This is a genomic window from Chryseobacterium sp. T20, assembly GCF_047345655.1.
Taxonomy (GTDB): Bacteria; Bacteroidota; Bacteroidia; order Flavobacteriales; family Weeksellaceae; genus Chryseobacterium.
The window spans coordinates 209,127-223,671 of sequence record NZ_JBLFDU010000002.1 but is presented as its reverse complement, the minus strand read 5'-3'; the positions used below and the strand labels follow the sequence as shown (position 1 = coordinate 223,671).

Annotated in this window: 11 protein-coding genes; 3 read left to right on the top strand and 8 right to left on the bottom strand. The window is 36.1% G+C overall.

From position 1 onward, the window contains the following. Positions 1–85: 85 nt before the first annotated feature. The 7 genes from ACMA47_RS06360 to ACMA47_RS06330 form a co-directional block, all read right to left on the bottom strand. Complete coding sequence (locus tag ACMA47_RS06360; protein ID WP_413929120.1) at positions 86–1,612, bottom strand: glycosyltransferase family 39 protein; 1,527 nt, start codon at positions 1,610–1,612, stop codon at positions 86–88. A gap of 49 nt (positions 1,613–1,661) precedes the next feature. Then, positions 1,662–2,228, bottom strand: a complete 567-nt coding sequence (locus tag ACMA47_RS06355) for a hypothetical protein (protein ID WP_413929119.1) — start codon at positions 2,226–2,228, stop codon at positions 1,662–1,664. 124 nt (positions 2,229–2,352) lie between these two features. Further along, entirely contained in the window at positions 2,353–3,564 is a 1,212-nt protein-coding gene (locus tag ACMA47_RS06350) for an efflux RND transporter periplasmic adaptor subunit (protein WP_413929118.1), read from the bottom strand. A gap of 44 nt (positions 3,565–3,608) precedes the next feature. Continuing rightward, a complete protein-coding gene (locus ACMA47_RS06345; RefSeq protein ID WP_413929117.1) occupies positions 3,609–4,880 on the bottom strand; it encodes an ABC transporter permease in 1,272 nt (423 codons plus the stop codon). A 79-nt stretch (positions 4,881–4,959) separates the two neighbouring features. Next, the gene (locus ACMA47_RS06340; RefSeq protein WP_413929116.1) at positions 4,960–6,189 is read right to left on the bottom strand and encodes an ABC transporter permease; all 1,230 of its coding nucleotides are present in this window, start codon (positions 6,187–6,189) and stop codon (positions 4,960–4,962) included. A 130-nt stretch (positions 6,190–6,319) separates the two neighbouring features. Next, complete coding sequence (locus tag ACMA47_RS06335; RefSeq protein WP_062673974.1) at positions 6,320–6,676, bottom strand: four helix bundle protein; 357 nt, start codon at positions 6,674–6,676, stop codon at positions 6,320–6,322. 98 nt (positions 6,677–6,774) lie between these two features. Further along, positions 6,775–7,464 (bottom strand): ABC transporter ATP-binding protein, encoded by a 690-nt coding sequence (locus ACMA47_RS06330; protein ID WP_034699055.1) that lies wholly within the window; start codon positions 7,462–7,464, stop codon positions 6,775–6,777. A gap of 422 nt (positions 7,465–7,886) precedes the next feature. Here ACMA47_RS06330 and ACMA47_RS06325 point away from each other — a divergent pair, with 422 nt between their 5' ends. The 3 genes from ACMA47_RS06325 (at position 7,887) to ACMA47_RS06315 (ending at position 10,974) form a co-directional block, all read left to right on the top strand. Next, a complete protein-coding gene (locus ACMA47_RS06325) occupies positions 7,887–8,861 on the top strand; it encodes a ribonucleotide-diphosphate reductase subunit beta (RefSeq protein WP_047378790.1) in 975 nt (324 codons plus the stop codon). 108 nt (positions 8,862–8,969) lie between these two features. After that, the gene (locus tag ACMA47_RS06320; protein ID WP_413929115.1) at positions 8,970–9,260 is read left to right on the top strand and encodes a hypothetical protein; all 291 of its coding nucleotides are present in this window, start codon (positions 8,970–8,972) and stop codon (positions 9,258–9,260) included. A gap of 55 nt (positions 9,261–9,315) precedes the next feature. Beyond that, complete coding sequence (locus ACMA47_RS06315; protein WP_034699047.1) at positions 9,316–10,974, top strand: ribonucleoside-diphosphate reductase subunit alpha; 1,659 nt, start codon at positions 9,316–9,318, stop codon at positions 10,972–10,974. 287 nt (positions 10,975–11,261) lie between these two features. On the opposite strand, the gene ACMA47_RS06310 is transcribed toward ACMA47_RS06315, so the two are convergent. Continuing rightward, positions 11,262–14,447, bottom strand: coding sequence for a TonB-dependent receptor (locus tag ACMA47_RS06310; RefSeq protein WP_413929114.1), 3,186 nt, complete (start codon positions 14,445–14,447; stop codon positions 11,262–11,264). Positions 14,448–14,545 lie beyond the last annotated feature (98 nt).

The following is a 14,545-nucleotide window of genomic DNA, read 5'->3' as shown; positions in this document are numbered from 1 at the left end:
ATCAACTAATGCAATAAAGTTGCAATAAAATTTATCTATTAACTTTATCTTGTCTACAAATCATCATTCTCAACTTTATTGAAAACTATTTCCATTCATTTTTAACTTCGATAATTTCATCCTGTATTCTTTTATTGACGCCTATTTTGGCTCCCTGTAAACTGAAAATAGCAGTTCCTCTTTCTCTTGCGTATGGATTGGTAATAGAATCTTCCAATTTTGCAATTTCAAAAAAAGAGCCGGATTCTTCAAGTTCTTTCCCTGCTTCAGAGGCATCTTTGACTCTGATCACATTTTTATATTTCTTGCTTAAATCTATCCAATTGATATAATCCGCATGAAATGACATAGCTGTCACACCAGCTTTTGAATAATAATTAATCGCTCCGGTCTGTCCATAGTTATCACATAGCACCATCGTATTTCCTGTTTTTGATAGTCTGGAATATTCTTTATCTACTTTTTGAGCAAGCTCTTTCCACCCCTGCATATCGGCAAAATCCTGTGGTAGCGGATGATCTTTTCCATCTTCCCAGCGAAGGAGCCCGAATTTTTTGTATTGATTCTGATGGGATTCAATATATGCGGGACTTTTATTCGGGAAAGCTACATTATATAGAGGAAGGAATAAAAGTATTGGAATGAGAAGACATATGGGTTTCAAAAATCTCTTCCAGCCTTTTTCAAATAAATGCTCAAGAAAAACTGCACCAAAAGCGATGTACACCGGATAAAGTCCTATCGCGTAATAATCTTTTGCTTTAAAAAACAAAAACAGAGTAATGGTTATTATATAGCTCCAGAAGAAAAACCTGAATTTTTCAAAGGGTTTATATAGTAATAGAGCACCCCAACCTGCGATCAACACAAAAATAACGCCAACAAAAAATAAAATCTGAGATTTCATAAAACCCATCCGGTCTACATGCACCAATTGTTTTTCGGAAAGTTCTTTCATATGATGAATAACCGGAAACTGGTTCTGGTACTGCCAGAGAAGATTGGGAAAAATAATAATTAAAGCTAAAAGAGCTGCCCAATACACATGAGACTGCATAAAAATCTTCCTTTGCTCTGTCAGCAATAATGCAGGAATAAGTCCTAACAATGAAAAAGCAATATTGTATTTATTTAATATTCCTATTCCGACAATGATGGCACCTATATACAACCATTTTACTTTTTGGGAATTGAAATATTTAATCAGACTGTAGTAAATAAACAACCATAGGAAGATCTCCAAAGATGTTGGCTGGAATAACATATTTACCCGAAGCAGTACTGAAAATAATATTCCCAACGAAGCCAGTATTTTAGCAAACAGGCTTCCATTGAGCTCTTCCACAACTTTCCATGTCAGTACAATTGTCAAAGCTCCGAACAGCGCTGGAAAGAATTTAACCCAAAAGATAGAGTTTCCCAACATTTTAATGATCCAGGCCAACCAGGAATTAACGGGAGGAACTGAAAGATATCCCCAAGCCAGATGATTAGCCTGATCAAGATGCAGGTATTCATCTCTGTGCAATTCATACTCAGGGCTTATCAGTGAGTATTGGAGTGCAAACTTTGCAATGATAAAAAGAAACAGAATCCAATAGTCTTTTTTCATGGAATATAGTTTGTAATTTAAAAGTAAGACATTTTGAATTTACTTTTTGTTACACCTTTTCGAATTTATTATCAGCAATTTCAGTTTTTACTTTTTGAATCTTGTCTGACCAATAATTAATTTCTTCATTTTTATCCGGGAATTCTTCTATAGATTTATTCTGACTTGAAATCAATGATTCATGATAAGACTGCAATATCGTTTTTAAATATATTTCATAGTCGTTAGGATTTTTGGGAATATATCCAATTCCATCACAGCCGCATGTATGAAAGCATTTTCCTGTTTTTAAAAGACTTTCTATAATTTTCCATTCTTTGACTGCTGTTTTTTTAGGAGCTTTGAAATCTTTCCCCAGATCAGCCATTACATTACTGCATTCAGGACATTTTATGATTCTGTTTTCAATCTCTGAAACAATTTTTTGTAATTCTTCTGTTTCTGTTTTTGTAAAAACGTACCCTACTTTACGAATTACCTTCCCATTAGGCTCATGGTATACTTTTTCTTTTTCTACTCTTTTTATAATATCGTATGCATCCTGCTGTTTAAATGATTTTCTACATTTGAAGCATACGTAATGTGATTTATAGGTTTTTCCAGCGTATCTGCACATTTTTCATAGATTATCCAATTCAAATATAGGAATTTACACTTGTAAAAATTTTGATATAAAAAAAGAATCCCAGAGAAAAAAATTCCTCCAGGATTCACAGTTTAAAAGTGTATAGTGTAGTTTATTATTTTTTATTTGCTTTTTCTTTAAGCTCTTCTTTGTCTTTATCAGAAGGGTTCCAAACTTTCACTTCAGTATCTTTTGTGATATTTGATCCCGGAAGAATCTGAACGTTGATCCCGTCACTTGCTCCCAGTTTCACATATACTTTTTTGAATTTCCCATCTTTTTGTTTTGCCTCTACGAAAGGTACATCTTTTCCTTCTTTCTTTTCATACTGAACTAAAGATTCATCCAATAATAATGCATTTTTCTGAGAACTCAATACAATTTCACCGTTTGCAGAAAAACCTGCTCTAATATACTCATTATTAGGATTAGATACGTTCCCTTCTACCGGAAATTTAATAGTTCCTGCATTATCTTTACCTTTTGGAGCAATCATCGTTAGTTTTCCAGGGAATGTTTTATTTTGAAGAGCACCAATCACGATGTTCATATCCATCCCTTCACTCAGCTTTCCGGCTTGTGCTTCATCGATTTCACCTTTAAAGATCAAAACATTTAAATCGGCTACTGAGCAGATTGTAGTTCCAGCGTTAAAGTTATTGGCTTCAATCACCTGGCTTCCTGCTTTTACAGGAACTTCAAGTACGGTACCTGAGGCTTTGGAACGAATTTCTGTAGTTGCCAGTCCTTGTCCTTTAAGTTCAGGGGTTGCTCCTGTTTTAGCGATCTGTAATCTTTTTTGAGCCGTATTCAATTGCTGCTGAGCATTTTTTAACGTCTGCTGCTGAGAGTACAACTGCTGCTGAGAGTTCAGATACTCCTGTTTAGAAGCTACTCCCTGCTTGTATAGTTTATCCTGCATTTCAAACTGCTTTTGCATATTTCCTACATTCATCTGTGCATTACTGATCTGAATCTGCGCATTCTGAACTTCCTGCTGAGCAGCGTTTACTTCGGAAATACTTGGAACAATTTTTACGGTAGCAATCAGCTGTCCTACTTCTACTTTATCTCCTTCTTTTACTAAAATCTTATCGATAATCCCTGCAATATTGGGTTTGATTTCAATTTCTTCTTTGGGAACAATTTTCCCTGTAGCCATTACTTTATCATCCATATTCTGGATAGTAGGTTTACGGGTAAGGAAAGCCTCACTTTCTTTGGAGTTTGATTTGATAAAATAGCCAAGCCCTGAGAACAATGCCACTGCAAATAAAAGCCCCAAGACTATATAAATGGCTTTTTTCCAGGTGAATTTCTTTTTCATATGTATAGTTTATTTTTTATTAAATTGAATGATGTGAAAATTAATTATTCTGTTCTTAATGCTTCAATAGGTCTGATTTTTACCGCTCTCTGCGCAGGAATCATCCCGATTATCAATCCTAAAACCACCATTACAGCCATCGCTGCAAATACATTTCCATAGTTAACGGTCGGATTATAAAAAGGAAATGAATCCTGACCCTGGGTAGCAGCATTGAGAATCATCAGTACAAAAATTCCAGACATAAAACCTATTAATCCTGAGGAGAGTGTAATCACAACACTTTCCAGCAAAATCTGATTTCTTACTTCAGCAGGCTTTGCTCCCAATGCTCTTCTGATCCCGATTTCTTTGGTTCTCTCTTTTACTGTAATCAAAAGGATATTGGAGATAGCGATTACTCCTGCAAGAATAGTCAGTGTACCAACAATGATGGTCAGCAGCTGCATTCCTGTAAGAAAACCGGTCAGTTTTTTAAACTCTTTTCCAAGGTTGAAGCTTCCGAAAGCATTGGTATCTTCAGGAGAAACTTTATTCTTAGTTTTTAAAACCTGTTTCACCTCTTCTTCCACAGAATTAACGTTAGCATTAGGCTTGCTTACGATAGCAAACAGGTCTATCTGGTCTCCTGCATTATACATTTTCGTATAAGTGGAAAGTGGAATGAAAGCTGTCTGATCATTTTCAAAACCACCTCCTTTTTTCACACGGAAAACTCCGATGACATTAAAGAAGAGACCTTTAATATTGATTGATTTCCCTATTGGATTTTCTTTTTTCTTGGAATCAAAGAAGTTTTTATAAATTTCTTCTCCAATAACTACTACATTTTTATTCCCGGAAACATCGGCATCATTGATATAGCGTCCGTAGATCAGTTTCTTTTCTGAAATTTTATTTCCTACCGAGTAATCTCCCGTTAATGAATACGTACCGTTTTTTCCGTTTCTTGACATGGCTTCTCCCGGTGTTCCGGTAAAGCTTCCTCTGGCATTTTGCGGTGATATATAATCTATAGCAGTTACTTTTCTTTTCAGCATATCCATATCGGTTAAGTTCAGATGAACTTCTCTTCCTTTAGGAAATCCTTCATATGGAATAGACGTTTTCTGTGCCCACAGGAAGATTGAATTGGTAGCAAAACCGGAAAATAATTTATCAAAACCATTCTCCATTCCTTTTGCGGCTCCAAGAAGGCTTACATACAAAAACATTCCCCATCCTACACCGATCATGGTAAGAAATGTTCGGAGTTTATTATTCCTCAATGAATAATAAATTTCCTGCCAAGTATCTTTTTTAAATATGATATTCACCTTTTTGAATTATAAGTTATAAATTATGAGTTATGAATTCCGTCAAACTGTTTTATTTGCCTTTGAGCTTATTTATCTGTTATTCTGTTCTCAATGCTTCAATAGGTTTGATTCTTGAAGCTCTGTATGCAGGTACAAATCCAGCGATCAATCCGGAAAAAATCAGGGCAATAAATGCCATAATAATAGATCCCCATCCTACACTTGGACTTTTAATGAAGAATTCTTCAAGACTATCCCCAATAAGACTTAATGTCAAAACACCTATTCCGACTCCTATAAGTCCGGATACCACTGTAATCACAACGCTTTCCTGAACAATCAGACCTACGATTCCGCTTGGTTTTGCTCCAATAGCTTTTCGGACTCCGATTTCTTTGGTCCTTTCTTTCACGATATACACCATGATATTACTGATCCCGATAATTCCCGCCAGCAATGTCCCCAGACCAATAAATCCAACAATAGCGGTAAGAACTGCCATAAACATAAATGTATCATTCATGTTTTTGGCGTTATTCCATACACGAACTCCATTTTCATCATCAGGAGAAACATTTTTTCTGGCTTTCAATTTATCCTGTAACTCATCACCATATTTTATGGCCTGATCCGGAGTCAACTTATCATTATAGGTGATATATGCTATATTTACCGTATCAGAACCTTTTTTCATCTGCTGTAAAGTGGTAATAGGAACGGTAATATGTCTTTCATCCCGGTCTCCTCCATCATCTGAAAAGACACCGATTACCTTATACATCGTTCCATTAATATCCAGCTCTTTTCCAATAGGATTTCCATTTTTGATCAAATCCCGCTGAACCATTCTTCCGATTACGGCAACATTTAATTTCCTTGTCAAATCCATAGAGGTCAGATAACGACCATCAATAATTTTTCTATTTTCAATAACCTGCTCTCCCGGTTCAGCACCATTGATCTGATAAAGACCACTCTCTTTCCCATATTTCACCATTAAATTGGCACTATACCTGGGACTTGAAGGACCCGCTTTTTTCTTATCTGCATTAATCAAAAAATCATAGTCTGCGTTATTCATTGAAATATTTCTATCAGACTGTAATCCCTTATAAGCTAACGTGGCTTTCCCTGTTGAAATAATAATAAGGTTCTTAGCATCTCCGGCAAATCCTTCAGAGAAAGCATTCTGAAGTCCTTTTCCAATTCCAAAAAGTACGATGAAAATAAACAGTCCCAGGGCTACCGTAAACCCTGAAAGTACCGTCCGAAGTACATTACTTCGAATAGAACTGAATATTTCCTGCCAACGATCTAGGTCAAACATAGTTTTTATTTTTTTACTTTGTAAAAAAGTCAATTAGCTGCGCCCTCAATTTTCTTCGAAGTCAATTAACTTTGTTGTCAATTTATTCTTCACAAAACTTTAATTACGAACCTGACTAATTTTCACATTTCTAATCTTTTTTCAACATTTTACTTAACAAGATAAATGCTGTTTTTATTAAATTTCCAATTTTTGTTAATTCCTCTATTTTAATATAATTACATTCTATAACGATATCAAAACAAGAATCCAACTCAATAACCGAACCTCTGGCAATTTCAAAATATCTTTTCCTTTCCAGTTCAGATTTTCTTGAACATCCTTCGGTAATATTTAATACAACTGAAGTAGAAGCTCTTCGTATCTGGTCGATTATGTTAAACTTTTCATGATCAGGAATCTTGGATAAAATTTTATAACATTCTATTCTTAATTCTCTGGCTGACTGATAAACATCAAGTTTATAATGGTTCAGATTTAAAAACATTTTTATTTTTTTTCATATTCATTTGTGTGTGTTATTAATTATTTTTCCTCTTCATTATCAATTCACTTGCGAAGCAAAATTGACCATTCACGATTCACTTATAATACAATCTGCTTAATAAATTCATCACTTTCAATAATCCCGTCCTTCAGTACTACATTTCTTTTGGTTTGTGCAGCAACGTCCGGTTCGTGGGTTACAACGATGATTGTTTTCCCTTCATTATTGATGTCCTGAAGCAGTTTCATAATATCATGAGTCGTTTTGGAATCCAGTGCTCCCGTAGGTTCATCTGCCAGTACTACTTTTGGGTCTGTAATCAAAGCTCTTGCAATAGCTACTCTTTGTTTCTGCCCCCCGGAAAGTTCACTTGGAAGGTGGTTGGCCCATTGTGCCAATCCTACTTTCTCCAGATATTCCATTGCTTTCTGATTTCGCTCTTTTCTCGGTACATTCTGATAATACAGAGGAAGTGCTACATTTTCTAAAGCCGTTTTATAATTGATAAGATTAAAAGACTGGAAAATAAATCCTAGAAACCTACTTCTGTATTCCGCAGCTTTTACTTCAGATAAATGTTCGATAGGAACTCCATCCAATTCATAGGTACCTGAATCTTTTTCATCCAGAATCCCAATAATATTAAGAAGCGTAGATTTTCCGGAACCGGAACTTCCCATAATAGAAACAAACTCCCCTTCAGAAATATTCAGATTAATTCCTTTGAGAACATGAAGTTTGCTTTTCCCTGTATCGTATGACTTATTTAAATCCTGAATTACTAACATTAAGTGATGTATGTTTTATACCCAATAAGTAGATGATATTTTCAAATTGTTACAAGAATAAAAATTTATTCAAATATTTTTTTGTTTAACACTATAAACCTTTATTTATAATACTTTACAAAATATCGTTTAACTGTAACTCAGTATTTGTATCTATTTATCCTCAAGATTGCTGTCTAGCCTATTATTCGAGCCAGTTTCATGTAAATGTGGAAAACTTTTCAGGCTAAAAGTCAGCCTATTAGTATTTACCTCTTTCAAAATCAGTTCTTTTTTTCGAACTTTGCTATTAGTTCTTTACAAGAAATATGGTTTTGTGAAAGTGAATAACTTTATTTTACAACACACAGACAAACAAAAAGTTAAGTATTTCCGGAACGTTATCCACAGAGATCTAAATTATTTAATTATATAAATTTAATATGGGAATTTTTGATAAAAGAGTAAGTTATAAGCCATTTGAATACCCGGAGGTTCTTCAATTTGTAGAGGCAATCAACAAATCGTTCTGGGTACATTCGGAAGTGGACTTTACTGCAGATGTTCAGGATTTTCATTCGCAGTTGGAACCACATGAAAAGCATGCTGTGAAAAATGCGCTGTTAGCCATTGCACAGATCGAGGTGTCTGTAAAGACATTCTGGGGGAATTTATACAACCACCTACCAAAGCCGGAATTCAATGGATTAGGATCTACTTTTGCAGAATGCGAGTTTCGTCATTCTGAAGCATATTCCCGTTTATTAGAGGTATTAGGATATAATGACGAATTCCTTAACGTCATCGAAATTCCTGCTGTAAAAGGAAGAATCGAGTTCCTGGGAAATGCTTTAAAGCACGCTAATTCTGCTACACCTAAAGAGTATGTTTCTGCTTTACTATTATTCAGTATTTTAGTAGAAAATGTTTCTCTTTTCTCGCAGTTTGCCATCATCCTTTCTTTCACAAGATTCAAAGGATTCATGAAAAACGTTTCCAATATCATCGCATGGACTTCCGTAGATGAGCAGATTCACGCTAATGCAGGAATCTACCTGATCAACAAAATTCGTGAGGAGCAACCTGACTTATTAACAGACAGCGATATCGAAGACATTTACACTTTAGTAGACGAATCTATCGCAAGAGAAGGTGATATCCTTAGCTGGATCTTTGAACTGGGAGAAATTGACAACGTTTCTAAAGAAGATCTTCTTAACTTCATGAAATACCGTGTAGATGACAGCTTGAAGAAAATCAACATGAAAACAAGATACAACATCACTCCTGAACAATACAAACCAATGGTATGGTTCGAAGAGGAGGTTTTCGCGAATTCATTAGATGATTTCTTTGCAAAAAGACCTGTAGACTATACGAAGCACGATAAGAGTATTACAGCAAACGATTTGTTTTAATATTGGGGCGCGAGCGAAGCGAGCGTCAAAGCAGTCAGTATCAGGATTACCCTTTTCTGATTAATAAGTGGAATTGCTGTTCATGAATAAAGCACAAATACAAAAGAAATGATCAATGTAATAGTAACCTATACGGTAAACTCCGAATTTGTTCCAAACAATAAAACGAATATCCAAAAGTTTCTGGAAGATTTCAAAAATTTAGATCCTTCCACCTTTGAATATAAAGTTTTTGTAAAGGAAGATGGTGTTACTTTTGTACATTATTCAAACTACATCAATGAAGAAGTTCAGCATGAGGTTTTGAATGTTCCGTCTTTTAAAGAATTTCAGAGATTAAGAGACGAAAGCGGGCTGAACGGTTCCCACAAAGTAGAAATTTTACAATCAATAATATAAAAAAACAAAATTCCGGAGTGATTCTCTCATTCCGGAATTCGAAAATATAACATCTATGGAAGAGCAAAATTCAAATATATGGTGGCTCAATGAAGAGTCTGAGCAAATGCTGAACAGAGGATATCTGTTGAAAGGTGAAACGGTAGACGGAGCTATCGACAGAATTACCACTGCTGCTGCAAAAAGGTTATACAAACCTGAACTTCAACCGGCATTCAAAGAAATGATCACAAAAGGATGGATCAGCTTCTCTTCTCCTGTATGGGCTAATATGGGAACAGAAAGAGGTCTTCCTATCTCATGTTTCAACGTTCACATTCCGGACAGCATCGAAGGAATTACTCACAAAATGGGTGAAGTCATCATGCAGACTAAAATCGGAGGTGGTACTTCAGGATATTTTGGAGAATTGAGAAACAGAGGAACAGCTGTAACAGATAATGGAAAGTCTTCAGGAGCAGTTTCATTCATGAAGCTTTTCGATACGGCTATGGATGTTGTTTCTCAGGGAGGAGTAAGAAGAGGTGCCTTTGCTGCTTACTTAGATATTGACCACGGAGATATTGAAGAATTTTTATCCATTAAAGATATCGGTAGCCCGATTCAGAACCTGTTTACCGGAGTATGTGTACCAGATTACTGGATGCAGGATATGATTGACGGTGATATGGAAAAACGTAAAGTTTGGGCAAGAGTATTGGAAAGCCGCCAGCAAAAAGGTCTTCCGTATATTTTCTTCACAGACAACGTCAACAGAAACAAACCTCAGGTTTATAAAGACTTAGGAATGACGGTGAACGCAAGTAACCTTTGTTCTGAAATCATGCTTCCATCCACAATGGAAGAGTCTTTCATCTGCTGTCTGTCTTCCATGAACCTTGAATTATATGATGAGTGGAAAGATACAGATGCAGTAAAATTAGCTGTATACTTCCTTGATGCTGTATTATCAGAGTTTATTGACAAAACTGATGGTAACTACTACCTGCAGGGAGCAAGAAACTTCGCGATGCGTCACAGAGCTCTTGGATTAGGAGTTTTAGGATACCACTCTTATTTACAGAAAAATATGATTCCGTTTGAAAGCTTTGAGGCGACTCAGTTCAATGCAAGAGCATTCAGACATATCAAAGATCAGGCTGAGCAGGCTTCAAGAGAACTTGCCAACATCTATGGAGAACCGGAAGTATTGAAAGGATACGGATTGAGAAATACCACCACAATGGCTATTGCTCCTACCACTTCAAGTTCTGCAATCTTAGGACAGACTTCTCCTGGAATTGAGCCTTTCTCTTCTAATTATTATAAAGCAGGTCTTGCGAAAGGAAACTTCATGCGTAAGAATAAATACCTTGCACAACTATTGAAAGAAAAAGGGCTGGATAACGAAGAAACATGGAGAACAATCATGCTCAACCATGGATCGGTACAGCACCTGAACGAGCTTACTCCTGAAGAAAAGGCAGTATTCAAAACGTTCAAAGAAATTTCTCCAATGGAGATTATTTCTCAGGCAGCACAAAGACAGCAGTACATTGACCAGGCACAGTCACTGAATCTTCAGATTCCTTCTACAATGCCTGTAAAAGATGTTAACTACCTTTATATTGAAGCTTGGAAAAAAGGAGTAAAAACCCTTTACTACCAAAGAAGTTCATCTGTTTCAAAAGAAATGATGGTTAACTTCGTATCATGTTCAAGCTGCGAGGCATAGGACCAAGTAATAAACACGCTATATTTACAAAAGCATACCGCGAGGTGTGCTTTTGTCGTTTTCATAGGCCTTGATTAATAGTTTAGTTTCCCGAAGATTACACAGATTTTCACAGATGATTGCGTGTATTTAAAATGATTTAGTAAGCATAAAAATGTACGCCTTTTATTGGTAAAATTCATCATTCATCATTCATCATTCATCATTTATAATTTACAAAAAAAGGTCCGGAAAGAAAATCCGGACCTTTGAAAAAGAATTATATGAAGTAAAATGTAAAAGCGTGATTAAAAATTATATCGAACTCCCAACTGAGCCTGAAATCTTGATGCAAACTGATCAATGGTATAAGGCAGCCCCGGAGTTTTAAAATTATAGGTAGGATCTCCCGCAGAGGGTTGTCCTGTCGCTACATTCCCAACCTTTGTTAATCCTACACTTGCTGTTGAGTTGAAAGTATTAGGTACAAAATATACTTTACCCCAATCTTTATTTAACAGGTTGGTAAAATTGATGATACTTAATGAGACCTGTATATTATTCTTGGATTTCTTGCTTAACCTGATTTCATCCATAATTCTGATATCTGCCTGAATATTCCATGGGGTAACATCTCCGTTTCTTTCTGTGAATTTGCCCCGTCTGGATTTCAGATAGTCATTACTGTTGACAAAATTTTCGTAGTCTGCAATCTGCTGCTGAGCAGTTACCACTACATTTCCTGCAGCATCTTTTATAGGAACGATATATTTGGAAGCTTCTGCTGCATCTTTAAAGATATAGGTAAGTCCTGCAGCCTGTCCTGTATTGGCAATTGTACTGTTTACAAATCCCCAGGAAAAAGGATTTCCGGACTGAGCATTGAAATACACGTTGGTGGATAACCTGTTCATATCAGAAATGTTAAAGGCATATCCAAGATTGGCTACCACTCTGTTTTTGATGGCGAAATTGGAGGTGGTCAATTTCGGATCATTAGGCGTAAGAGACTGGTTCATCTGCCAGTTACTTTCCATAGAATTTCTGATACCATTGGTGATATCTTTAGCATCTCCATAAGTATAGGCTACAAAGAAATTGAATCCGAAATCATACGACTTTGAAAGCTGTGCCGTCAGGTTATAGCGATATCCTTCTTTGGTATTCGATAAAAGATAAGCGTTAGAGAAGTTACTGTTGATATTGGTGGTATAGATCGGCATTTCATGGTTCGTATCATAGCTGTAATAGGTCACATTATCCGTCTTGTTCACCTGCTGGAATTTCAGATCATAAAGTACTTTTGTATAGATTCCTTCTAAGGTTAATTTATACCCTGCTAAAGTATAATCGAAAGCTAATGAACTTCTCCACACTCTTGGCATTTTAAAATTGTTATCAACAAGATCTACCTGTACTTTTGAAGAGTTCTGCCATTTTGGGAAATTGGCACTGTTCAAAGGATCTCCGTTGGCAGCAAGCTGTGCTGGTGTCGGTGCATTATAATCATAACTTCCAAAACCCACTCCATCATTATAATAAGCATATCCTAACCACGCGAAAGGAATTCTTCCTACAAAAATCCCTGATCCTCCTCGGAGTACCATAGATCTGTTTTCTGTAAGATCAATCGTAAATCCAAGTCTTGGGGAGAATGTGGGTTTATTCAGGTAGTTGTTGGTAAGCTGGCTCAATGGAGTATAATTGTAGGTATTTCCAGCATTAGGATCCTGAGGAGAATTGGTTACCAGTGGGCTTAACTGTGGTTTATTGGGTAAATCTGTATAATCTACTCTTACTCCCGGTGAAAGTCTCACTCTTCCCCAGTTGATTTCATCCTGAAGATACATAGAAAGCAGATTTACTTTATATTGTGCATAAGGATTATCAAAAAGCGTATCTCTGCTGTCTCCGTTGAAAGGGTAAGTCCCCCTTATCCTTGCAGGTGTTCCATTATAAAAATCAGTTAAGTTTTTATAGGAAATTCTTCCGTTCAAAGCATTTACAAAACCATAATCAATATTGTAGAGCTCATTATGAGTTCCGAGTAAAAAAGTATGATTTCCTTTTTTGTAAGTAAGATTATCTGTGATTTCAAAAGTTTTCTGCTTCATATTGAAAACAGTAGCCTCTCTGTCATTTCCCAGCAGGATTGTTCCTCCGTTGTAAGCAATTTCCACCTGTGGAAACATCGCATTACCAGAAGTAGGATCTCTGTAATCATGAATAGAAGAATATCCCACCACTAAATTGTTGCTCCACTTATCATTAAAACGGCTTTTCAGCTCAAGTGTAGTAGTAGACGCTGTATTTTTCTGAATGAAATCCATGCTGGAGAATCTGAAATTAGCTCCATCTCTTTCCAGGTTGGAGGCCTGTGAAAATACCGTATTGTTTTTAATGGATAAAGTATGTTTATCATTAATTTTCCAATCTAACTTATTGAAAAGTTTAGAACTTTCAGAGAAGTTGTTGTACTGGTTGAAACTTCCTACATTGAATCCGTATTTATTTCTTACAAAATCTGAAATCTGCTGTGCAGTCTGCTCATTCACCAGTGCTCCCGGATCGTTGGCATTATAGAAAACAGGATCTGTTCTTTTGGTATATTCTAAATTGGTAAACAGAAACACCTTATCTCTAACCACCGGCAATCCTACTCTTCCTCCATAGATAAAATCTTCAAAATCACTTGGCATTTTAGAATTATCCCCTACTCTGTTTCTTCCCGTAATGGCCGCATTTCTTCCATATGCATAAATGGAACCCGTAACATCATTACTCCCACTTCGGGTAACTGCATTAATACTTCCTCCAAGGAAATTTCCCAATTTTACATCGTAAGGTGCAATATACACCTGTACATCCTGAATAGCATCCAGACTTATTGAATTGGAACGTGTACTGCTTCCGGGCATTCCTGAAGTTCCGGTCTGCCCTCCCAGTGAAGGACTGAAGCCAATAGCATCATTATTGATAGACCCGTCAATCGTTACGTTATTATAACGAAAATTGGTTCCGTTGAATGAGTTGTTAGCACTCTGAGGAACCAGTTTGGTTACATCCTGAATTCCACGGTTGATATTCGGAAGACCGGAAATCTGAGCCTGACTGATTCCTACACCATATTTTGCTGTAGTTTTTTTGGAAGTAATTTTTACCTCATCAATTGTTTTTTCTTTGCTGCCTACTTCTACTACAGGTAGGTCGTTACTTCCTAAAGAAAGCTGCAGATTCGGATTTTCATAGATAACCTGTGATCCGTCAGAAATTTCAATTTTGTAAGGTCCTCCCGGCTGAAGATTATCTAAACTGAACTGTCCTTTGCTGTTACTTTTTGTTTCAAAGGTACTGTTGGTAGGAATGTGTACTACCCTTACTGTGACTTCGGAAGAAATCCCCTTTAATCTTCCAAAAATTTTAGAGCTGGTTTCCTGTGAAAATGCAAACCCAAACGATAACAGAGCAAAAGCACAGATGATTTTTTTCTTCATATTTTATTCGCTATAAACTTGGTGTAAAATTATATCTAGTAAAAACGAAGTATGGTAACATAGAATTAACATTACGTAACAGAATGTTTAACATTTCC

Bases quoted from the DNA above. Each gene is read 5' to 3' on its own strand.
- ACMA47_RS06360 (WP_413929120.1), bottom strand. From the start codon at position 1,612: ATGAAAAAAGACTATTGGATTCTGTTTCTTTTTATCATTGCAAAGTTT.
- ACMA47_RS06355 (WP_413929119.1), bottom strand. From the start codon at position 2,228: ATGTGCAGATACGCTGGAAAAACCTATAAATCACATTACGTATGCTTC.
- ACMA47_RS06350 (WP_413929118.1), bottom strand. From the start codon at position 3,564: ATGAAAAAGAAATTCACCTGGAAAAAAGCCATTTATATAGTCTTGGGG.
- ACMA47_RS06340 (WP_413929116.1), bottom strand. From the start codon at position 6,189: ATGTTTGACCTAGATCGTTGGCAGGAAATATTCAGTTCTATTCGAAGT.
- ACMA47_RS06335 (WP_062673974.1), bottom strand. From the start codon at position 6,676: ATGTTTTTAAATCTGAACCATTATAAACTTGATGTTTATCAGTCAGCC.
- ACMA47_RS06330 (WP_034699055.1), bottom strand. From the start codon at position 7,464: ATGTTAGTAATTCAGGATTTAAATAAGTCATACGATACAGGGAAAAGC.
- ACMA47_RS06325 (WP_047378790.1), top strand. From the start codon at position 7,887: ATGGGAATTTTTGATAAAAGAGTAAGTTATAAGCCATTTGAATACCCG.
- ACMA47_RS06320 (WP_413929115.1), top strand. From the start codon at position 8,970: ATGATCAATGTAATAGTAACCTATACGGTAAACTCCGAATTTGTTCCA.
- ACMA47_RS06315 (WP_034699047.1), top strand. From the start codon at position 9,316: ATGGAAGAGCAAAATTCAAATATATGGTGGCTCAATGAAGAGTCTGAG.
- ACMA47_RS06310 (WP_413929114.1), bottom strand. From the start codon at position 14,447: ATGAAGAAAAAAATCATCTGTGCTTTTGCTCTGTTATCGTTTGGGTTT.